18 protein-coding genes are annotated in these 21,078 nt (G+C 72.0%); 7 read left to right on the plus strand and 11 right to left on the minus strand.

Annotated elements, in window-relative coordinates:
• The 4 genes from KCH48_RS02765 to KCH48_RS02780 all read right to left on the minus strand — a co-directional run bounded on the left by KCH48_RS02765 (position 1) and on the right by KCH48_RS02780 (position 3,980).
• Positions 1 to 2,226, minus strand: coding sequence for an NHLP family bacteriocin export ABC transporter peptidase/permease/ATPase subunit (locus KCH48_RS02765; protein ID WP_210569998.1), 2,226 nt, complete (start codon positions 2,224 to 2,226; stop codon positions 1 to 3).
• Positions 2,223 to 3,029 carry an HlyD family efflux transporter periplasmic adaptor subunit gene (locus KCH48_RS02770; protein ID WP_210570000.1) on the minus strand — a complete coding sequence of 269 codons (807 nt, stop codon included), beginning with the start codon at positions 3,027 to 3,029 and terminating at the stop codon, positions 2,223 to 2,225. Before KCH48_RS02770 ends, KCH48_RS02765 begins: the two co-directional genes overlap by 4 nt.
• A 118-nt stretch (positions 3,030 to 3,147) precedes the next feature.
• Positions 3,148 to 3,363: a type A2 lantipeptide gene (locus KCH48_RS02775; RefSeq protein WP_210570002.1), complete on the minus strand. Its 216-nt coding sequence runs from the start codon at positions 3,361 to 3,363 to the stop codon at positions 3,148 to 3,150.
• 458 nt (positions 3,364 to 3,821) lie between these two features.
• On the minus strand, positions 3,822 to 3,980 hold the full coding sequence (locus tag KCH48_RS02780; RefSeq protein ID WP_210570954.1) for a hypothetical protein: 159 nt from the start codon (positions 3,978 to 3,980) through the stop codon (positions 3,822 to 3,824).
• A gap of 177 nt (positions 3,981 to 4,157) precedes the next feature.
• Here KCH48_RS02780 and KCH48_RS02785 point away from each other — a divergent pair, with 177 nt between their 5' ends.
• Positions 4,158 to 5,483 (plus strand): S1 family peptidase, encoded by a 1,326-nt coding sequence (locus tag KCH48_RS02785; protein WP_210570004.1) that lies wholly within the window; start codon positions 4,158 to 4,160, stop codon positions 5,481 to 5,483.
• Between the two features lie 152 nt (positions 5,484 to 5,635).
• On the opposite strand, the gene KCH48_RS02790 is transcribed toward KCH48_RS02785, so the two are convergent.
• Positions 5,636 to 7,786, minus strand: a complete 2,151-nt coding sequence (locus KCH48_RS02790) for a SpoIIE family protein phosphatase (protein WP_210570006.1) — start codon at positions 7,784 to 7,786, stop codon at positions 5,636 to 5,638.
• A gap of 164 nt (positions 7,787 to 7,950) precedes the next feature.
• Between KCH48_RS02790 and KCH48_RS02795 the strand changes: the two genes are divergently transcribed.
• Genes KCH48_RS02795 through KCH48_RS02815 form a run of 5 tightly spaced genes read left to right on the plus strand, consistent with a single transcriptional unit; the run spans position 7,951 to position 14,160 of the window.
• Entirely contained in the window at positions 7,951 to 10,407 is a 2,457-nt protein-coding gene (locus tag KCH48_RS02795; RefSeq protein WP_210570008.1) for a SpoIIE family protein phosphatase, read from the plus strand.
• Positions 10,408 to 10,452: 45 nt separating this feature from the next.
• On the plus strand, positions 10,453 to 11,520 hold the full coding sequence (locus KCH48_RS02800) for a glucose-1-phosphate thymidylyltransferase (protein ID WP_210570010.1): 1,068 nt from the start codon (positions 10,453 to 10,455) through the stop codon (positions 11,518 to 11,520).
• Positions 11,517 to 12,488, plus strand: a complete 972-nt coding sequence (rfbB, locus tag KCH48_RS02805) for a dTDP-glucose 4,6-dehydratase (RefSeq protein ID WP_210570012.1) — start codon at positions 11,517 to 11,519, stop codon at positions 12,486 to 12,488. Before KCH48_RS02800 ends, rfbB begins: the two co-directional genes overlap by 4 nt.
• Positions 12,485 to 13,360, plus strand: a complete 876-nt coding sequence (rfbD, locus tag KCH48_RS02810) for a dTDP-4-dehydrorhamnose reductase (protein ID WP_210570014.1) — start codon at positions 12,485 to 12,487, stop codon at positions 13,358 to 13,360. The genes rfbB and rfbD overlap by 4 nt, the downstream gene beginning before the upstream one ends.
• Positions 13,357 to 14,160 (plus strand): class I SAM-dependent methyltransferase, encoded by an 804-nt coding sequence (locus KCH48_RS02815; protein ID WP_210570017.1) that lies wholly within the window; start codon positions 13,357 to 13,359, stop codon positions 14,158 to 14,160. Before rfbD ends, KCH48_RS02815 begins: the two co-directional genes overlap by 4 nt.
• Here the strand turns inward: KCH48_RS02815 and rfbC are convergent.
• Both rfbC and KCH48_RS02825 read right to left on the minus strand, forming a co-directional pair.
• Positions 14,150 to 14,752 carry a dTDP-4-dehydrorhamnose 3,5-epimerase gene (rfbC, locus tag KCH48_RS02820; RefSeq protein ID WP_210570018.1) on the minus strand — a complete coding sequence of 201 codons (603 nt, stop codon included), beginning with the start codon at positions 14,750 to 14,752 and terminating at the stop codon, positions 14,150 to 14,152. The two genes, KCH48_RS02815 and rfbC, sit on opposite strands and share 11 nt — an antisense overlap.
• Before the next feature lie 4 nt (positions 14,753 to 14,756).
• On the minus strand, positions 14,757 to 16,664 hold the full coding sequence (locus KCH48_RS02825) for a glycosyltransferase family A protein (protein ID WP_210570020.1): 1,908 nt from the start codon (positions 16,662 to 16,664) through the stop codon (positions 14,757 to 14,759).
• A gap of 137 nt (positions 16,665 to 16,801) precedes the next feature.
• On the opposite strand from KCH48_RS02825, the gene KCH48_RS02830 reads away from it, so the two are divergent.
• Entirely contained in the window at positions 16,802 to 17,305 is a 504-nt protein-coding gene (locus tag KCH48_RS02830; RefSeq protein ID WP_210570021.1) for a metallophosphoesterase, read from the plus strand.
• A gap of 49 nt (positions 17,306 to 17,354) precedes the next feature.
• Here KCH48_RS02830 and KCH48_RS02835 read toward each other — a convergent pair whose 3' ends face one another.
• From KCH48_RS02835 to KCH48_RS02850, 4 genes are read right to left on the minus strand one after another with little or no spacing between them, the layout of a single operon-like run.
• Positions 17,355 to 17,972, minus strand: coding sequence for an SRPBCC family protein (locus KCH48_RS02835; RefSeq protein ID WP_210570022.1), 618 nt, complete (start codon positions 17,970 to 17,972; stop codon positions 17,355 to 17,357).
• A gap of 11 nt (positions 17,973 to 17,983) precedes the next feature.
• Complete coding sequence (locus KCH48_RS02840; protein ID WP_210570023.1) at positions 17,984 to 19,087, minus strand: XdhC family protein; 1,104 nt, start codon at positions 19,085 to 19,087, stop codon at positions 17,984 to 17,986.
• The gene (locus KCH48_RS02845; protein ID WP_374104638.1) at positions 19,080 to 20,186 is read right to left on the minus strand and encodes a VWA domain-containing protein; all 1,107 of its coding nucleotides are present in this window, start codon (positions 20,184 to 20,186) and stop codon (positions 19,080 to 19,082) included. Before KCH48_RS02845 ends, KCH48_RS02840 begins: the two co-directional genes overlap by 8 nt.
• Positions 20,187 to 20,191: 5 nt before the next feature.
• Positions 20,192 to 21,076 carry a MoxR family ATPase gene (locus KCH48_RS02850; protein ID WP_307840810.1) on the minus strand — a complete coding sequence of 295 codons (885 nt, stop codon included), beginning with the start codon at positions 21,074 to 21,076 and terminating at the stop codon, positions 20,192 to 20,194.
• Between the last annotated feature and the right edge of the window lie 2 nt (positions 21,077 to 21,078).

Consider the following 21,078-nt stretch of genomic DNA (forward strand, 5'->3'; position numbering starts at 1 on the left):
TCACCGCTCCTTGACCAGCGCGGCGTAGGTGCCGCCCGCCGCAACCAGGGCGTCGTGCCGCCCGCGTTCCACGATCGTGCCGTGCTGGAGTACGACGATCTCGTCGCTGTCGCGCACGGTGCTGAGCCGGTGCGCGATGACCACGCAGGCGCAGCCGCGCTTGCGCAGGTTGTCCATCACCGTCAGCTCGGTCTCCGCGTCCAGGGCGCTGGTCACCTCGTCGAGGACGAGGATGCTCGGCCTGCGCACCAGCGCCCGCGCGATCTCCAGGCGTTGCCGCTGTCCGCCGGAGAAGTTCCGGCCGTCCTGCTCGACCCGGCTCTGGATCCCGCCCGGCCTGCGCATGACGACGTCGTACAGCGCCGCGTCCCGCAGCGCGTCCACCACCGCCTCGTCCGGGATCGAGGGGTCCCACAGCGCCACGTTGTCCCGGACGGTGCCCTCGAAGAGGAAGACGTCCTGGTCGACGAAGGAGACGGAGGCGGCGAGTGCGCCGCGCGGGATGTCGTCGAGACGCTGTCCGTCGATGCGGATCACGCCGTCCCAGGGGGTGTAGAGGCCCGAGATGAGGCGGGACACCGTGGACTTGCCGCTGCCGGAGCCGCCGACCAGCGCGACCTGCTGGCCCGGGCCCACGGTCAGGTCGAAGCCGGTGAGCAGGGGCTTGTCGAGCGGGTTGTAGCCGAAGGTGATGTTCTGCAGCTCGACGTGTCCGTGCAGGCGGCGCGTCGAGTCGCCGGTGCCGGAGCGGCCGTAGAGCGGGTCGGCCTGGAAGTTCTCGACGTCCTTCAGACGGGCCACGTCGGCGGCGAAGTCCTGGATGCGGCCCGCGACGCCGTTGAGGCGGGTGATCGGGGCGGTGAAGCGGGTGACCAGCGCCTGGAAGGCGACCAGCAGGCCGACGGATATACCGCCCTCGACCGCCCGCATGCCGCCGATCCACAGGATCAGCGCGCTGTTGAGGGTCGCGAGCGTCGGTGCGACCACGCCCAGCCAGGCGCTCGGCACGCCGAGTCGCTGCTGCTCCTCCAGCGTGGTGGCGTGCTGCCCGGCCCACTTGCGGAAGTAGCCGTCCTCACCGCCGGTCGCCTTCATCGTCTCGATCAACTGCAGGCCCGTGTACGCGGTGTTGGTGAGCCGGGCACTGTCCGCGCGCAACTTCGCCGTCCGGGTCGCGCGCAGCCGGATGACGACCCGCATCGCCACCAGGTTCAGCAGAGCGACGCCGATGCCGACGAAGGTGAGCTGGGGGTCGTACGTATAGAGGAGGATGGCGTAGAGGACCACCACCACCGCGTCCACGCCCGCCGCCGCGAGGTCGCGGGCCAGCGTCTCGGCCACCTGGTCGTTCGACTGGAGGCGCTGCACCAGGTCGGCCGGGCTGCGCTGGGAGAAGAACGTCACCGGCAGCCGCAGCAGATGGCGCAGGAAGCGGGCGCTGGAGAGCGTGGAGGAGATGATGCGGCCGCGCAGCAGGTTCGCCTGTTGCAGCCACGTCAGCACGAGCGTGAGCAGCACGCACGTCCCCATCGACGCGAACAGCACGCCGAGCAGGGACGTCTGGCCCCCGATGAGGAACATGTCGATGTACGTGCGGCTCAGCGCGGGCACCGACGCACCGACCACCACCAGCAGCAGGCTCGCCAGCACCGCGGCGGGCATCGTGCCCGCGGTGCCGCGCAGCCGGGCGGGCATCGCACCCAGGACGCCCGGCTTCCGGCCGCCCTTCGTGAACTCCTCGCCCGGCTCCATGACCAGGACGACGCCCGTGAAGCTGGAGTCGAAGTCCTCCATCGGCACGAAACGGCGGCCCTTGCCGGGGTCGTTGATGTACACCCCGCGGCGGCCGAGGCGGCGCCCCATGCCGTCGTAGACGACGTAGTGGTTGAACTCCCAGAACAGGATCGCGGGCGCCTTCACCTCGGCGAGGGCCGCGGTGTCCATCTGCATGCCCTTGGCCGTCAGGCCGTAACTGCGCGCCGCCTTCAGCAGGTTGCTGGCGCGCGAGCCGTCCCGGGACACGCCGCACGCGATGCGCAGTTCCTCCAGCGGGACATGCCGTCCGAAGTGGCCGAGCACCATGGCGAGGGAGGCGGCGCCACACTCGACGGCCTCCATCTGGAGCACGGTGGGCGTACGGACGCTCTTGCCCCGGCCCTTGGGCACCGGCCGGCGCTTCGGCGGCGCGGCCCGGCGCCTGCCGCGGGTCTCCTGTGCGGCGCTCACGGCAGCAGCCAATCCACGGGACGCTGATCGTCCAGCCGGATCTGGCCTTCGGCCGAGGTCATGGAGGTGAGGGCGAACGGCGGACCGTCCGCGGACGACCACTTGTAGCCGCTCTTCGTGCTCTTCTTCTTGTCGAGCCTGACCAGCACGGCCACCGGCCTGCCGTCCTTGGTGAACTGCTCGCCCAACTGGCTGTCCCCGAGGAACGCGGCGATCTGCTGCGCCGACTGCGCGGAGCGGTCCACGGACTTCACATGGCCGCGCAGCACGCCGTACTCCTGGGTCGGCACGGACTGCACGGTGAGGTCGACGGTCGCGTTCTCGGGGATGGAGGCCGCGTTCTCGGCGGGCACGTACACCGTCGCGTACAGCGGGTCCTTGGCGCGGGCGACCTTCTCTACGGCGGCGACGTTCGCGCCGGTGGAGATGATCTGCCCGATGGTGGCGGCGAGCGCGGTGAGCCGGCCGGCGGCGATGGTGCGGACGACGGTGTCGCCCTCACTTGTACGGACCTTCAACACCGGCGAGTTCGCGGGCAGCTGCTCGCCCTCCTCGGCGAGGATCGCGGTGACCTGGCCGGCGACCGGGCTCTGCAGGATGTAACTGCCCTGTCCGTGCGTGAGGATGGCGGGCGCGCTGACCGTGGAGGCCACCGAGCCGGTCACCGCCCATACCGAGGCGGCCGCCATGACGACCACCGTCACGGAGAGGACGAGCCAGCCCTGGGGGCGGGCGAAACGCACCGGAAGGTCGAGTTCCTCCGGCGATTGGAGCTTGGCGAGGGCCTGCTGGCGGAACTGCACGGAACTTTCCCTCACCTGCAAACGACAACGGACCGGCTCTCCCGAACCGGCTGAAGGATGGCATCCGAGAGTCCCGGAACCGGTGTACGGCTCCGGGACTCTACGGAACAGGCTGCGATCAGAGACCGGCGACCAGGCTGGTGACCGGCGCGGTGTTCAGGCCGGTGGCGCCCTCGACGGTGCCGACGACCGTGTCGACCAGGCCGGAAACCGGAGCAATGCCGTCCACGATGCCGGTGACGGTGCCAAGGGCGTTCACGGACAGACCGCCGGAGACGTTGTCCAGCTCGGCGTCGGAGATCTCGACGGTCTCAACCTGGGGGGTGGAGTTCATGATGGAACTTCCCTTCATATGGATATCTCACAAGGGGGGAGCGGCCCCCTTCTGGGGGACAGACCGAAGGCCGCGAACCGCAGGTGCCGGGCACCCGTTTCCGGGGTCCCTTCGCGGCCCCCGCGGTGCAACGGATCAAAGCACGCGGCCACCGTGGGCTTCCAATCAACCAGTGGCCTCACCAGGACACTTGAGTCCCACACGCCCCGTTCCGTGCAGGCGTGCGCACGGCTCGGCGGCGAGTTCTTCACATCCGGCACCGCATTGGCGCGCGCGACCCCCTTCCGGTCGCGCGGCAGAATCCGACACTCCGGCCACAAAGGCGTGCCGTGGGGCGCGGGCATGTGCAGAACCCTCGACCACGGTGACTTGGTTGCGTATTCAATGTGCAGATTCGCTGAAGCCGGGATTCCGATCGTGATTTCAAGCAGACCGTAATTGATCGAATACTGAACGTGTCAGGCCAGTAGGGCGCACGTGCCGGCGCACGCCATCCGGCGGCCCAGCCTGGGCACCACCGATTCGATCAAGCCATCCGCGCCGGTCACCGCGCGCTGGAACGACGTGGACTGCTGCACCGTCGTCATCGCGCGGTGGTCGCCCAACGTCTGGCTCATCGTCATATGGGGTGTTGCTCCCGGCGCCCGCGCGTGGGACGCCGACCGTGGCCGAATCGCCGTGGCCCGTAAGCGGAATTGAACGCCCCGAGCGCCCGCTGCGTACCCATGGCCATCCAGGCGCCCCAACAGTTGCCGCACGGCAGCACAGACCCCGTCCCCGGGAGGTCGAGAAGTTTGAGTCACAAGCGAATTCCGAAGCGCAAGGCCGCGATAGCGGCGGGCAGCATCGTGGCGCTCGGCGCGGCCGCGATTCTGCTGCCCAACGCCAACGCGTCCCAGGACGGCGCGTCGGACGGCGCCGCGCCCAAGACTCTGAAGGCGGCGGACGCCTCGGACCTCGCCTCGCAGCTCGCCGGGCTGCTCGGCGACGCCTTCGCCGGCTCCTACTACGACGAAGCCGACCAGCAGCTGGTCGTCAACGTGGTCGGCGGCGACAACAACAACGTGATCGTGGAGGCCAAGAAGGCCGGCGCGGAGGTCCGCGAGGTCGACAACAGCATGGCCGAGCTGGAGTCCGGTGCGGCGACGCTGAAGTCCGAGGCGACCATCCCGGGCACGGCCTGGGCCGTCGACCCGCGCACCAACAAGATCCAGGTCACCGCCGACTCCACGGTCACCGGCGCCAGTTGGGACAGACTGGAGTCGACCGTCCAGGACCTGGGCGGAGACATGGCGACCATCAAGAAGTCCGCCGGCACCTTCAAGACGTTCGCGTCGGGCGGCGACGCCATCTTCGCCGACGGCTCGCGCTGCTCCCTCGGCTTCAACGTCACCGCGGGCGACGGCACCCCCGCCTTCCTCACCGCGGGGCACTGCGGGGTCGCGGCCGAGGCGTGGTCGGACTCCGAGGCCGGGGCGCCGATCGCCACCGTCGACCAGGCCGTCTTCCCCGGCGAGGGCGACTTCGCGCTCGTCAAGTACGACGACCCGGCGACCGAGGCCCCGAGCGAGGTCAACCTCGGCGACCAGACCGTCCCGATCGTCCAGGCCGCGGAAGCCGCCGTCGGTCAGGAAGTCTTCCGGATGGGCAGCACCACCGGCCTCGCCGACGGCACCGTCACCGGCCTCAACGCCACGGTGAACTACCCGGAGGGCACCGTCACCGGGCTCATCCAGACCGACGTCTGCGCCGAGCCCGGCGACAGCGGCGGCTCGATGTTCACCCAGGACGGCAGCGCCATCGGCCTGACCTCCGGCGGCAGCGGTGACTGCACCGTCGGCGGCGAGACGTTCTTCCAGCCGGTCACCACCGCCCTGGAAGCGGTCGGCGCGACCCTCGGCGACGCGGCGGGCGGCGGCGCGGGCGCCGGCGACGAAGCGGGCGCGGGCGAGGACGCCGGTGCCGGTGAAGACGCCGGAGCGGGCGAGGAAGCGGGCGCCGGTGAGGAAGCCGGTGCCGGTGAAGAGGCCGGAGCGGGCGAGGAAGCCGGTGCCGGCAACGCCGAGGGCACGGGCAACGGCCTCGGCGAGATCGTCGGCAACGGCGTCGGCGTGAACTGACGCACCGATTCCGGCGGCGTGAACTGACACACCGATTCCGGCGCACGGATCCGAGCAGATCCGCAGGAACGTGGTCCGGCCCTCCGGCGGGAGGGCCGGATCGCCTGTGTGTGGGGCCGGATCGCCCCTGCGTCGGGGATCGTTGAAGTCCCTCACTCCCGCGCCCGCAACAGCAGCAGCGCCACGTCGTCCAGCCGTTCCTCGGTCGTCGCGCTTCGCTCCACCAGGCGGTCCGCCAGTTCGTCCAGGGGCAGGTCGCCGGCCTCGCCGAGCCGTTGCCCGAGATCGGCGAGGGCGTCCTCGATGTCGATGCCGGGGGATTCGATCAGCCCGTCGGTGTACAGGACGAGGACACAGCCGGGGGCGAGGTCGACCTCCGTCGTCGGATACGTGGCCGACGCGTCGATGCCAAGGAGCGGACCGCCCGCCAGGTCGAGCACACGGACCCGGCCGTCCGCCCGGCGCAGCAGCGGCGGCGGATGCCCCGCCCGCGCCATCACGGCCCGCCCGCGCGCGGGATCGAGCCGCAGATACAGACAGCTGGCGAACAGATCGGCGCCCAGGTCGATCATCAGCCGGTTGGTGCTGCGCATGACCTCCTCGGGAGCCTGCCCGACGGCCGTGTACGCACGTACGGCCGTACGGAGCTGCCCCATCAGCCCCGCCGCCGTGACGTTGTGCCCCTGCACGTCCCCGATCACCGCGGCGGCCAGCGGCAGGCTGGGCACCAGGTCGTAGAAGTCGCCGCCGATCTCCATGCCCTGGGTCGCGGGCAGATAGCGTGCGGCGGCGTCGATACCGGGCAGCTGCGGCAGCGAGTGCGGCAGCAGCGCCGCCTGCAGTCCGTGGGCGAGCTGGTGCTTGGCGTCGTAGAGCAGGGCCCGCTCCAGCGCCTGCGCGATCAGCCCGCCCAGACTGTTGAGCACCGCACGCTCGTCGGCGGGGAAGGGGTGCGGCTCGGCATAGGCGAGCACACAGGTGCCCACTGGCCGGCCGGAGGCGATCAGCGGCAGATACGCCCAGGCAGCGAAGCCGTCCGGGGTCGCCTGCCGCAGCGGGTACAGGCGCTCCAGCTGCTCCCGGGACTCGAAGAACGCGGGCACCCCGGTGGTCAGGGCGTGGGTGCCCGGCGTCCGCTCGGTCATCGGCAGTCCGTCGAACCGCTCCACGATGTCCGGATCCGGGTAGCCGCGATGCCCCAGCACATGCAGCCGGCCGCCGCGCGAGCCGAGGAGCACCAGGGCCTGGCAGCCCACGGCAGGCGCGATCTCGTCGGCGACCAGCTGCACCACGTCCTGCACGCTCACCGCCTCGGTGAGCGCGCCGGCCAGACTCAGCACCTGGGAGATGGTGACCAGCCGGGCCGGCGCACCACCCGGCTTCGGCCCGGCCCTGCTCATCTCGGCCACGGCCCGCGCCCGGTTGATGCGCACGCTCAGCCCGGTCGTGCTCGGATACAGCCGGAACGACAGCCAGTCACCCGGCGGACGCAGCGCCACGAACGACGTGGACTGCTGGCTGAACAGCGCCGCCCGGTAGCGGTCCTCGTACACCGGGTCGTTCAGCCAGGGCACCGCCGCCCACAGCTGCGTGCCCAGCAGCCCGCTCACCGGCTTCCCGATCAGCTCGGCGGCCGCCGCGTTGGCGAAGCAGATACGGCCGTGCAGATCGAGCGAGCACAGGCCGTACGGCAGCCGCGCCACCATCCGCGCCGCTTCGACCGTGCCGAGCGTGCCGGCCGCCCCGCCGAGCAGCGGCGCCGACAGCAGATCCGGCTCGGGATGCGGCGGGCGGTTGTCCTGCACGGCCCGCTCCAGCCGTACCGCGAGCCGGTCGCAGGCGGCCGTCAGGTGGTCCCGCTCCCGGTCGGACAGCTGAGGCGCATGCGCCCCGGGCCAGGTCACGAACACGGCCCCGTACTGGGTGGTCGGCGTCGCCACCGGCAGCGCCGCCAGCGCGAACGGGTACGGGAGCACCACGGCGATGCGCGGATAGCGGCGTGCCATGTCCTCCTCGCCGGCGATCCAGACCAGCCGCCGCTCCCGCAGTGCGTCCGCCACCGGGATGGGGGCGCTCAGGCCGACCCGCTCCCACGGGGCGGCGAACGCCCGGGGCAGCCCCGCCATGACCGCCATCTCCAGCACCGGCTCGTCGGCGGCCAGCAGATACACCGCGCCGGAGTGCGCGTGCACCTCGTCCATCATCGAGGCCAGCGCGAGCGACAGCAGCGGTCGGCCGACCCGCGTTCTGGCGGCCGCCGGCGCCTGTGCGGGCGGCTGCTGCCCCTCGGACACGCCGACCACCTCCTCGCAGGGCCGCGCGGACGGGTTCCCGGGATCAAATCTCTCTCCTGCCGGGCCGTCGCGCACGGCGAGCGCCCCACGAAGCCGGGCGCGGCACGCGCAGGGGAGGGCGCGTAGCCACCGAACCGTCACAGGGGCTGCGCACGCGCCCCATACGCGCTGTAATGACGGACGTGGTCACTGAGGGCGATGCGGAACGCGGCACGCGAACCCTGCGTGCCGAAACCGCCCTCAAGACGCTGACGGCCGATGCCGAGTCCCCCGACCGGCTGCGCCGGATCCTCGAACAGATCCTCGTCTTCGCGCGGGCCTCGTTCGCCGCCGTGTACACCCCGAGCGGAGACGGCGAAGCACTGTGCCTGGTCGAGTCGGCAGGTGTGCCCAGGACGCTCTACGGACTGCGCGACAGCTACCCGGTGTCCGGACGGTCCCCGGTGGCCGACGCCCACCGCCTGGGGCAGGCCGTGTGGCTCGGCCCGCCGGAACTCGCCGAGGGAGCCGAGGCACGGCGCGTGCCCTCCCGCGAGTTCTTCCTGGCCGCCCTGCCCGTGCACGGCGCCGGCGGTAGCGCGCTCGTCGCCCTGAGTGACAACCCCGACGGCTTCGACACCGACGACCGGGCCTGTCTCGAACTGATTGCCGACGCCGTCGTCTCGCCCGTGCCGACAGCGTCCGCCGAAGGCGGCGAACTGCCCTCGGGCGAGTTCAGCCTCGCCATGGACAGCGGTCGCGTCGAGATCGGCGACGACATCCTGGAGCTGTTCGGTCTCGACCCGGCGGACTTCGACGGCCGGGTCGAGACGCTGCTCGGCCTGACCGTCCCCGAGGACCTGCCGTCCCTGATGTCCGTCGTCGAGGCCGACCACATGTCCATCGGCGAGCGCGAGCTGGAGTTCCGGGTCCTGCAGCCGGCCGGCCCGCCGAAGTGGCTGCGGCTGCGCGGCCGGCTGGCGCCCGGCGGCGAGGGCCGCCCGGCCCGGCTCGTCGGCACCGTCGCCGACGCGTCCAAGCTGCGCTCCGACGTCACCGACGTGGCCCGCGTTCAGCGGCTGGCCGCCGCGCTGGCCATCGCCGGGACCGTACGCGACGTCGGCAAGGCCGTCGTCACGGCGCTGCGCGGGCCGCTGCGGGCCGACCGGATCGCGCTCGCCGAACTGGAGGCGGACCGGCTCGTCGTCACCGTCCTCGACCCGCCCGAGCCGGAGTCCTGGCCCGAGGTGTGGCGCGCCGAGTGGCGCACCGAGTGGCCGGACGCGCCCGTGCGCGCGATGCCCACCCTCGCCGCCGCCCTGCGCGAGGGCCGCGCCCAGATCTGGCCCGCCGGCACCGCGCTGGAACCCGCGCTCGCCGAGGTCGGCCCGGGCGGCCTCGCCGTGCTGCCGCTGCCCGGCGCGGGCCGCATGGCCGGCGCCTGCCTCATCGGCTGGGACCTCCCGCACGACTTCGGGCCCGACGAACGTGCCCTGCTCACCGCCTCCGCCGGCCTCGCCGGGCAGGCCCTGATGCGGGCCCGCGCCTTCGACGCCGAGCACGAGCTCGTCGGCATGCTCCAGCGCCAGCTGCTGCCGCGCCGCCTGCCCAAACTGCCCGGCGCGGAAGCCGTCGCCCGCTACCTGCCCAGCACCGCGGGACTGGAGCTCGGCGGCGACTGGTACGACGTGATCCCGATGCCGGACAACCATGTCGCCCTCGTCATCGGCGACGTCCAGGGCCACAGCGCCGCCGCCGCCACCCTCATGGGCCAGATGCGCACCGCACTGCGCGCGTACGCCGCCGAAGGCCACCCGCCCGACGTCGTGGTCTCCCACTCCAACCGGCTCCTGATGGAGCTGGAGACCGACCTCTTCGCCACCTGCTGCTACGTCGACATCGACCTGGAGGAGGGCTCCGCCTGGTGCGTCCGGGCCGGCCATCTGCCGCCGGTGCTGCGCCACCCGGACGGCAGCACGGAGATCGCCGAGGCGGAGGGCGGCCCGCCGCTCGGCGTGGTGAAGCAGGCCGAGTTCCCGATGAGCCCGCTGGGACTGCAGCCGGGCACGCTGATCGCCCTCACCACGGACGGTCTGGTCGAGTCCGTCGACGCCGACATCGACGAGGGCATGGACGGGTTCGCCCGCGACCTGGCCCGCTCCGACCCCGCCCACCTCGGCCTCGTCGCCGACGGCCTCCTCGGCAACGCCCGCCGCAGCGACGACGTGGCCCTGCTCCTGCTGCGCTACGACGGCATGGACATCCGCCCGCTGCGGGAGAGCTGGACGGTGTGGCGCGTCCCCGAGGCCGTCCGGCACGCCCGCCGCTTCACCCGGCGCACCCTGCGCGCCTGGGGCGTGACCGAGGAACAGGACGCCGTCGCGCTCGTGGTCTCCGAACTGGTCACCAACGCCCTGGTGCACACCGACGGCCGGGTCCGCCTCGACCTCACCCTCGTCAACCACCGGCTGCGCGTCGCGGTCGCCGACGCCTCGCCCCGCAGCCCGATCAAGCCGACCAGCATCGGTTGGGAGGCCACCGGCGGCCGTGGCATCCTGCTCGTCGAGGCCATGTCGCTGTCCTGGGGGACCGTCCCGGTCAGCGGCGGCAAGCAGGTCTGGAGCGAGATCGTTCTCGAGCGGATCAAATAAAGGGTTAACGTTCCCTTTCCGCCGAACGAGGCTATGGTGAACCAGATGAAGGCTCTCGTGCTGTCCGGGGGCGCCGGTACGCGCTTGAGGCCGATCACCCATACATCGGCCAAGCAACTCGTACCGGTCGCCAACAAGGCTGTGTTGTTCTATGGGTTGGAGTCCATCGCCGCCGCAGGCATAACCGAAGTCGGCATGATCGTCGGCGACACCGCGGCCGAGATCGAGGACGCCGTCGGCGACGGGTCCAAGTTCGGCCTGCAGGTCACGTACATCCCGCAGGAGCGGCCGCTCGGGCTGGCTCACGCGGTACTGATCGCTCGTGACTATCTCGGCGACGACGACTTCGTGATGTACCTCGGCGACAACTTCATCGTCGGCGGCATCACCGACCTCGTCGACGGCTTCCGCGCGAACCGCCCCGACGCCCAGATCCTGCTCACCCGCGTCCCCGACCCGCGCGCCTTCGGCGTCGCCGAACTCGACGCGGCCGGGCAGGTGATCGGCCTCGAGGAGAAGCCGGAACACCCCAAGAGCGACCTCGCCCTCGTCGGCGTCTACCTGTTCACCCCGGTGATCCACGAGGCCGTGCGCGCCATCGAGCCGTCCTGGCGCGGCGAGTTGGAGATCACTCACGCCATCCAGCACCTCATCGACGCCCACGCCGACGTCCGCTCCACGGTCATCCACGGCTACTGGAAGGACACCGGGAACGTCGTCGACATGCTCGAGGTGAACCGGACCGTCCTGGAAGGCCTCGAACGCCGCATCGACGGCGAGGTGGACGAGCGGTCCGAGACCATCGGGCGGGTCGTGGTCGAGGAAGGCGCGCGCGTCACCGGCTCACGCATCGTCGGCCCCTGCGTCATCGGCGCCGGAACCGTCGTCAGCGACTCCTACATCGGCCCGTTCACCTCCGTCGCGGAGAACTGCCGTATCACCCACAGCGAGTTGGAGTTCTCCATCGTCCTGCGGGACTCCTCGATCGACGGAGTGGGCCGCATCGAGAGCTCCCTCATCGGGCGGCACGTCCAGGTGACCCCGGCGCCGAACGTGCCCAGTGCTCATCGACTCGTCCTCGGAGACCACAGCAAGGTGCAGATCCACACATGAACCTCCTCGTCACCGGCGCCGCCGGGTTCATCGGCTCGACGTACGTCCGTACGCTGCTCGCCGCCGACGGCCCCGACATCACGGTGCTCGACAAACTGACCTACGCCGGCACGCTCGACAACCTCGAACTCGACCATCCCCGGCTGGAGTTCGTGCAGGGCGACATCTGCGACGCCGAGCTCGTGGACAAGCTGATGTCCCGGGCCGACCAGGTCGTGCACTTCGCGGCGGAGTCCCACGTGGACCGCTCGATCACCGGCGCCACCGATTTCGTACGCACCAACGTCCTGGGCACGCAGACCCTCCTGGACGCCGCCCTGCGGCACGGTGTCGGCACGTTCGTGCACGTCTCCACTGACGAGGTCTACGGCTCCATCGACACCGGATCGTGGCCGGAGGACCACCCGCTGAGCCCCAACTCGCCCTACTCCGCCTCCAAGGCCTCCTCCGACCTGCTCGCCCTCGCCTACCACCGCACCCACGGCCTGGACGTGCGCGTCACCCGGTGCTCCAACAACTACGGCCCGCACCAGTTCCCCGAGAAGGTCATCCCGCTGTTCGTGACCAACCTCCTCGACGGCAAGAAGGTCCCGCTGTACGGCGAGGGACTCAACGTCCGCGACTGGCTGCACGTCGACGACCACTGCCAGGGCGTGGAACTCGTCCGCACCCAGGGCCGCCCCGGCGAGGTCTACAACATCGGCGGCGGCACCGAGTTGAGCAACAAGGAGCTGACCGGGTTGCTCCTGGAGGCCTGCGGCGCGGGCTGGGACCGGGTGGAGCACGTCGAGGACCGCAAGGGCCACGACCTGCGCTACTCGGTGGACTGGAGCAAGGCCCGCACCGAACTCGGCTACCGGCCCCGCCACGACTTCGCCACCGGCCTCGCCGACACCGTCGCCTGGTACCGGGAGAACCGCGCCTGGTGGGAGCCGCTCAAGCAGCGCGTCGCACGGGAGAGCGCATGAACTGGCTGGTCACCGGAGCGAGCGGCATGCTCGGCCGCGACCTGGTCGATGAACTGCGCGGCCGGGGCGCACCCGTGGTCGCCCTGGACCACGCCGCTCTCGACATCACCCGGCCCGACGCCGTCTCGGCCGCCTTCGCCGAGCACCGCCCGGACGTCGTCGTCAACTGCGCGGCCTACACGGCCGTCGACGACGCCGAGAGCGACGAGGAGCGGGCCCTGCGGATCAACGGCGACGGACCGCGACTGCTGGCCCGCGCCTGCGCGGCGGGCGGCGCCCGTCTGGTCCACGTCTCCACCGACTACGTCTTCGCCGGTGACGACCGCGCAGCCCCCTACCCGGAGGACCACCCCCCGGCCCCGCGCACCGCGTACGGCCGCACCAAGCTGGCCGGCGAGCGCGCCGTACTGGAGGAACTCCCGGCCGCGGGCGCCGTCGTACGCACCGCCTGGCTCTACGGCGTCCACGGCCGCAGTTTCGTCCGTACGATGATCGAGCTCGAGGGACGCCGGGACACCCTGGACGTCGTCGACGACCAGCGCGGACAGCCCACGTGGAGCGCCGACGTCGCCGCACGCATCGCCGATCTCGGCCCCCGCGTCGGCCCCGGCGCGCACGGCGTGTTCCACGCCACGAGTTCCGGCGAGGCCACCTGGTACGAGCTGGCCCGGGAAGTCTTCCGGCTTCTCGGCGCCGACCCGGACCGGGTGCGCCCCACCGGCAGCGAGGCCTTCCCCAGGCCCGCACCCCGCCCCGCCTACAGCGCCCTCGCGCACGGCCGGTGGCAGCAGATCGGCCTGCCGGCTCCGCGCGACTGGCGGGACGCCCTGAATGAAGCAATGCCCCATATCCGCAAGGAGATTACGTCGTGAAACGTCATGAGTTCCTGCGGGAACTCCACAAGGTCAGCGCGAACCGGAACTACCTGGAGATCGGTGTCAACGACGGCCGCAGCCTGACACTGTCGCGTGTGCCCAGCATCGCGATCGATCCCGCGTTCAAGGTGGTCACGGAGATCCGCTGCGACGTCCATCTGGCGAAGGCGACGAGCGACGACTTCTTCGCCCGTCAGAACCCGCTGGGGCATCTGAAGGGCGGCCGGCACCCGCTGCGCAATCTGGCCCGCAACCGCAGCCCGTTCGGCCACTGGCAGCGCACCACCCTCGACCTGTCGTTCATCGACGGCATGCACCTCTTCGAGTACACGCTGCGCGACTTCATCAACGTCGAGAAGCACTCCGACTGGGCCAGCGTCATCGTCTTCGACGACATGCTGCCGCGCAACGTCGACGAGGCCGCCCGGGACCGGCACACCGGCGCCTGGACCGGCGACGTCTACAAGATGGTCGAGGTGCTGAACCGCTTCCGCCCCGACCTGGTGACCGTCCTCGTCGACACCCAGCCGACCGGCCAGCTCGTCGTCTTCGGCGCCGACCCCGGCAACACTGTCCTCTCGGACAAATACGACGAGATCCTCGCCGAGTACGTCGTCCCCGACCCGCAGAAGGTGCCGGAGACGATCCTGGAACGGACCTCGGCGGTGAAGCCCGAGACGCTGGTCGAGGCCGGTTTCTGGGCGCCGCTCGTGCGGGCCCGCAACCGCGGAACCAAGCGGTCCCGCGGCTGGGAGCCGTTGCGCCGCAGCGTGGAGCAGCTCAGCGTCAGTCGCTGAGCCCGCGCAGCCGCCGGTAGTAGGCGGAGCAGTCCTGGTACGACGGCAGCAGCCCGGACCGCTCCGCCTCCGCCAGCGAGGGCGCGGCCGCGTCCTTCTCCGACAGCACCGGCGGGATGTCCCGGGGCCACTCGATCCCCAGGTCCGCGTCCAGCGGGTCCACGCCGTGCTCACGACCGGGCGCGTACCCGGTCGAGCACAGGTACATCACCGTCGCGTCGTCGGTGAGCGCCATGAACGCGTGCCCGAGCCCCTCCGCGAGGAACACGGCGTGCCGGGTGTCGTCGTCGAGCCGCACCGCCTCCCACTGCCCGAAGGTCGGTGACCCCACCCGGATGTCGGCCACCACGTCGAGCACGGCACCGCGCACACACGTGACGTACTTGGCCTGGCCGGGCGGCACATCGGCGAAGTGCAGACCCCGCAGCACGCCCCGGCGGGAGACCGAGCAGTTGGCCTGGGCGAGCGTCAGGTCGTATCCGGTGGCCTCGCGGAACTCCTCACCGCGGAACCACTCGTGGAAACTGCCACGCTCGTCCGGGAACACCTTGGGCTCCAGCACCCAGGCACCTTCGATCCCCAGTGGTCGCATCCGTTCACGTCCTCCGATTCCTGATGCGGGCCGCCGCCTTTCGTACGACCCTGCCCAGCGCGCGTCGCAGCCGTCGTAGCGCGCTGGGAGACTGCTGCCGCTTCCGCACCACGCGCACCCCGCCGACACCGGCCGTGAGGGTGAACGGCAGCGCGAGGAAGCGCGGTGCGGCGGTACGCGGACTGATCGCCACCTTCCACGTCGCGCCCTTCAGACGGTCGGCGGGCAGGACGGCCTCCAGCCGCGCCCCGGATCCGTCCGGGTACAGGGTGCCGGGCACGTCCACCTCAGCGTCACCGGAGCTGACACGCAGCAGGACCTCGGTGTCACCGGCGACGTACAGCGGCAGCGCGGCGCGGAGCCGGCCGCCGGAGACCGAGACGGCATCCGGAGACAGCCCGCCGAGGCCGAGGCGGGTGCTCGCGCGGTCGATGTCCAGGGAGAGGTTGGCGTGCGGTTCGGTCCAGTACGGCAGCACCACACGGCCGCCCACCACACCGGCGTGCGGGGCGCGGCGGGCATCCCGAGGGGCCGGACCCAGCCGGCACTCCTTGGTCCAGCCGCCCAGCCGGACCCGGACGTACGCGTCCCACGCGCCGTCGCCCGCCACGGCCGTGGGATCCACGGTGGCCCCGGCGCGCAACTGGAGCCGTACACCGTCCTCGTCCTCGATCCGCTCGCGGGTGAACTCCACCGGCTGGAAGTACTGGGCGGCGCTGGAGCGTTGGCGCAGCAGCAGGTCGACTCGGGCCTCGCCGAACCGGGCGGCGGTGTCCGCGGAGACCCAGGCGACCGGGTCGGACACGTCCAGCGGCGTACGTTCCCCGTCGGCGGGAAACAGCAGGGGTTTGCCGCGCGACACGTACTCGGCGGTGAAGTCGATCCGCAGCGTGCCGTCCTGCCAGGTGAGGCTCTCCGGCGCGGCCTTCGGTACGACGGAGCCCTCCCACTCGGCGAAGGCCTCGACCTCGGCAAACCGGTCGGCGGCGATCAGGGCGGCGACGACCTGCTGGGTCGGCTGCAGCCCGGCCGCGACACCCGGCCCGAACCGCTCGACGACGACGCCGCGCATCGCGTCGAAGAGCTCCTTGCGGTAGTCGGCGGGCATCGCCAGCAGCCTGCGGCCACGCATCCGCTCGACGATCTCCACCCGCAGCCAGCGCCGGTGCAGCCGGTCCCGCAGCGGTCCCGGTTCGGTGTAGCGGTCGACGACGTCGAGGGCCTCGCAGAGGTTCTTGAAGTAGCCGACGGGGTCGAAGCGCTGGAAGCCCGCGTTCGAGGCGTCGTCCCGCTTGACGTGGTAGTAGCAGACGTAGTCGCTGAGCACCGAGACGTTGTCCGCGCGCAGATACGCCTCGGCGATGAAGACGTGGTCCTCCAGCCGCCGCCGGCCCTCGGGGAAGCGCAGACCGATCCGGTCGAGGAACTCCCGGCGGATCATCTTGTGCGGGGTGAGGCTGTCGATCAGCGGGGCGTTCTCGACGGTGGCGTGCGGGTGGTTGCGGCGGAACAGCTCCACCGGAACGCCGCGGCCCTTGCCGGCCATCTTTCCTACGACGACGTCGGCGCCGTTGGCCACGCCGTAGTCGTACATCCGCTCCAGGGCCTCGTCGCCCAGGTAGTCGTCGTTGTCGACGAACATCACGAACTCGCCCTTGGCGGCGGCGATGCCGACGTTGCGGGGCTTGCCCGACCAGCCGGAGTTCTCCTGGTGGATGACCTGGACGAGACCGGGGTGGTCGGCGGCGAGCGCGTCGAGGCGGGCCGGGGTCTCGTCGGTGGAGCCGTCGTCGACGAAGATGACTTCGTACTCGTCGGGCGGCAGGGACTGCCGCAGCAGCGAGGCGATGCAATCCTCGACATATGGCCCGGGGTTGTACACCGGGACGACGACGCTGACCTTGACCGGCATCCGGCTGAAGCCCCCTTAATTCGCTTCCCGTTTCCACTGTGGCACGGTGGGCGTCGCCCGATGCTAACCCGTTTGCCTGGGCCACCACGCGCAGGGTCAACCGCGTGGCGCCGATCACCGCGGCTTAGGCTGACGAGGTGCGCCTGCTCCTGATGTCCGACACTCATCTCCCCAAGCGCGCCAAGGCGCTGCCCGCGCAGCTCCTCGCCGAACTCCCGCACGCCGACGTGGTGTTCCACGCGGGCGACTGGGTCGACACGGCCACGCTCGACCTGCTGGAGTCCCACAGCCGCAGACTGATCGGCGTGTACGGCAACAACGACGGCCCCGAGCTGCGGGCCCGGCTCCCCGAGGCGGCGTACGCCGAACTCGGCGGTCTGCGGTTCGGGGCCGTCCACGAGACGGGCTCCGCCCAGGGCAGGGAGGCCCGCTGTGCCGCGCGCTTCCCCGACCTGGACGTCCTGGTCTTCGGCCACAGCCACATCCCGTGGGACACCACCGCCCCCAACGGGCTGCGCCTGCTCAATCCCGGCTCCCCGACCGACCGGCGCCGCCAGCCGTACTGCACGTACATGACGGCGACGGTGGCCGACGCGCGCCTCACGGACGTGGAGCTGCACAGGTTGCCGCGGGGTCGCTGAGCCGGCGGACCAGGTCGGCGGGCCGGTCGGGCAGGGGATTGCCCACCGTTCAGCCGCGGCGCCCCAAGATCCGCCGCACCCCCACGACCACCAGCACCACCGCCGCCACCGCCCCCGCGATCCCGGCCGCACGCTTGGCGACCGGTATCGCGATGAGGCGGAACACGTCCAGCGGCTGGTCCGGGTACTCCTCGGTCTCCGCGGCGGTCTCCCCGGCGCCCACCGTCTCGCCCAGCCGCTCGGAGAGGCATGCGGCGAACTGCCCGACCAGCCGGTCGCCGACCTCCGCCAGCACCCCGCGCCCGAACTGGGCCGGACGTCCGGTCACCGTCAGATCGGTCCGCACCGACACGGCCGTACCGCCGTCGCGTTCGCTCAGCGTGCCGGTGACCGTGGCGCGTGCGGTGCCCTGGCCGCGGGTCTCCCGGCCGCCGGCGATCAGGACCATGCGGTGTGCCGACTCGTCCTGCTCCTCGAAGACGGCCGTGCCCTTGTAGGTGACGGTGATCGGGCCGACCTTGACCTTCACCGACCCGGTCACGGTCTTGCCGTCGTACTCCTCGACGCTCGCGCCCGGCATGCAGGGTGCGACCCGCTCGATGTCGAGGAGCGTCCGCCAGGCGTCGTCGACCGGGACGGGCACGGTGAACTCGTGGTGCAGCTCCATGACTTCCTCCTTCACGCTCCCTGCGGATGGATGGCTCCGGCCGTCGCCGTCAGCGGGGCCCCGGTCCCGCCCCAGCGCAGCGCGACGATCTCGGCGGCGACGGACACGGCGACCTCCTCGGGCGTACGGGCGCCCAGGTCGAGCCCGACCGGGGAGCGCAGCCGGGACAGCTCGCGTTCGGTGAGTCCGGCCTCGGTCAGCCGTTTCGTCCGGTCGGCGTGCGTACGGCGGCTGCCCATCGCCCCGATGTACGCGGCCGGCCGGCGCAGCGCCTCCTCCAGCAGCGGCACGTCGAACTTCGGGTCGTGGGTGAGGACGCAGATCGCCGTGCGCTCGTCGGTGTCGGTGGAGCGTAGATAGCGGTGCGGCCAGTCCACGACCACCTCCACGGCCGCCGGGAACCGCTTCGGCGTGGCGAAGACCGGGCGGGCATCGCACACGGTGACCCGGTAGCCGAGGAAGTCACCGATGCGGGCGACCGCGGCGGCGTAGTCGATGGCGCCGAAGACCAGCATGCGCGGCGGTGGAGCGAAGGAGTGCAGGAAGACGGTGACGGCGTCCTCGCGGCGTTCCCCGTGCGGGCCGTAGTGGCGCGACCCCGTGGCGCCGAGGGCGAGTTCGCCGCGTGCGTCGGCGGTGACAGCCACGTCCAGGCCCTCCGTGCCGAGCGTGCCGGACACCCGGTCCGGCCAGACGGCGAGGGTGGCGCCGCGCGGGGCGGGACCGTCGGTCACCGTGGCGACGGTCACGGGGCGGTGTGCGGCGACCGACTCGGCGACCGCGCCGAAGGAGGGGTCCAGGGGGGCCGTCACGGGACGTACGAGCAGGGTGATCTCGCCGCCGCAGGTGAGGCCGATCGCGAACGCGTCCTCGTCGCTGTACCCGAAGGTCTCAAGGCGGGCCTCGCCGCTCGCCACCACGTCCTGGGCGAGTTCGAAGACGGCTCCCTCGACGCAGCCGCCGGACACACTGCCGACGACCTCGTCGTCCGGTCCCACGGCCATCGCCGCACCGGGATCGCGCGGCGCGCTGCGGCTGGTCGCGACGACCGTGGCGAGGCCGAACGGGACCCGTGCCGTGTACCAGCCGTGCAGCACCGGGAGGATGTCACGCATCGTCGGCTCCTTTCACCACCGCCGCCAGCCGTTCCAGCGCGGCCACGCTGTGCCCCTCGACGAACGCGTCCACGCTCGGCAGCGCCGCCGCCATCCCGCCGGCGACGGGTGCGTAACCGGGCCGCGCCTTGCGGGGGTTGGCCCAGATCACCCGGTGGGCCAGCCGGTGCAGACGGCGCATCTGGTCCGCCAGCAGTGCGGGGTCGCCGCGCTCCCAGCCGTCGGAGAGCAGGACCACCACCGCTCCGCGCGCCAGACCGCGCTGCCCCCAGCGGTTCAGGAACTCCCGCAGCAGTTCGCCCAGCCGGGTGCCGCCGCGCCAGTCTGGCACCGCCGCCGCGAGCGCGGCCATCGCCAAGTCCGGGTCGCGGTGCGACAGTTCGCGCGTGACCCGGGTCAGCCGGGTGCCGATGGTGAAGACTTCGGTGTGTGTCCCGCGGGCGGCCGCGTGCGCGAAATGCAGCAGCGCGTCGGCGTACGGCGTCATGGAACCGCTGACGTCCACCAGCAGTACGACCCGCCGGGGCCGCTCGGCCCGTGCGTGCCGGAGCAACCGCGCGGGCTCCCCGCCGCGCCGCAGCAACTCCCGTACCGTCCGGTGCGGATCGACCTGCCCGCGCCGGGCCGGGCGCCGCCGCGCGCTGCGCCGGGCCTCGCCGCGCAGCGCGAACGCGGCCAGCAGCCGGCGCACCTGCTCGCGTTCGGCGGCGTCCAGCTCGGCGACGTCGCGGTGCCGGAGGACCTCGGCGGGGCTGGCCAGGGCGGCGGCGGGCGGCCCCTGCCGATCTCCTTCGTGGTGGCCCCCGGCGTGCGCGTCCCGTACGACCAGCCGCAGCCGGGGCCGCGGTGTGGTCCGTACCGCCTCCGTGGCGGGCGAGCCGGAGCCGAAGTACGCGGCGAACACCCGCTCGTACCGCTCCAGATCGTCCCGGCCCCCGCACAGCGTCAGCCGCCCCGCCCAGTACACGTCCGCCCGCGCCTCCGGCCGCAGCAGGTCCACCGCGCTCAGGAACGCGTGCAGCCGTTCCGTGCTCGCGTCGACGCCGGCCGCCCGCAGCGCACGGGCGAAACCGAGGAGGGCGGCGTCCGCGGCGAGCACGCTCCTCACGCCCCTCGTACGGCGAGCACCGCCGCCAGATCCAGCCCGCGCGCCCGCTCGGCGTCCTCCCGGTACTTCAGCACCGAGCCCAGCGTCGCCACCGCCAGCTCCGCGTCCACCTCGGTCGCGCCGAGCGCGTCGAGGGCCTGCGCCCAGTCGATCGTCTCGGCGACCCCGGGCGGCTTGAGCAGGTCCTCGCCGCGCAGCGCCTGCACCAGAGCCGTCACCTGCTCGGCCAGGCGTGCCGACACGCCGGGCAACCGCCGCCGTACGATGGCCAGTTCGCGGGCGAAGCCGGGGTGGTCGAACCAGTGGTAGAGGCAGCGGCGCTTGAGGGCGTCGTGCACCTCGCGGGTGCGGTTGGAGGTCAGGACGACGACCGGCGGCTGCTCGGCCCGCAGCGTGCCCAGTTCGGGGATCGTGACGGAGAACTCGGACAGCAGCTCCAGCAGGAACGCCTCGAACTCGTCGTCCGCGCGGTCGATCTCGTCGACCAGCAGCACCGACGGATGCGTCTCCAGGGCGCGTAGCAGCGGCCGGGCGATCAGGAACCGCCGGTCGTACAGCTCGCCCTCCAGCCGGTCGGCGTCGGTGACCCCGGCCGCCTCCGCCGCCCGCAGATGCAGCAGCTGGCGCGGGAAGTCCCAGTCGTACAGGGCCTGGGAGGCGTCGATGCCCTCGTGGCACTGCAACCGGATCAGCGGGGCGTCCAGCGCCTCGGCGAGCGCGGACGCGAGCGCCGTCTTGCCCACGCCCGCGTCGCCCTCGCAGAACAGCGGCCGGTGCAGGCGCAGGGCCAGGAAGCAGGCGACGGCCAGACCCTCGTCGACGAGGTATCCCGTCTTCTCCAGCCGGGCCCGCACCTGCTCCGGCCCGTCGATGTGCGTGATCG

The organism is Streptomyces sp. GESEQ-4 (assembly GCF_017948455.1).
Taxonomy (GTDB): Bacteria; Actinomycetota; Actinomycetes; order Streptomycetales; family Streptomycetaceae; genus Streptomyces.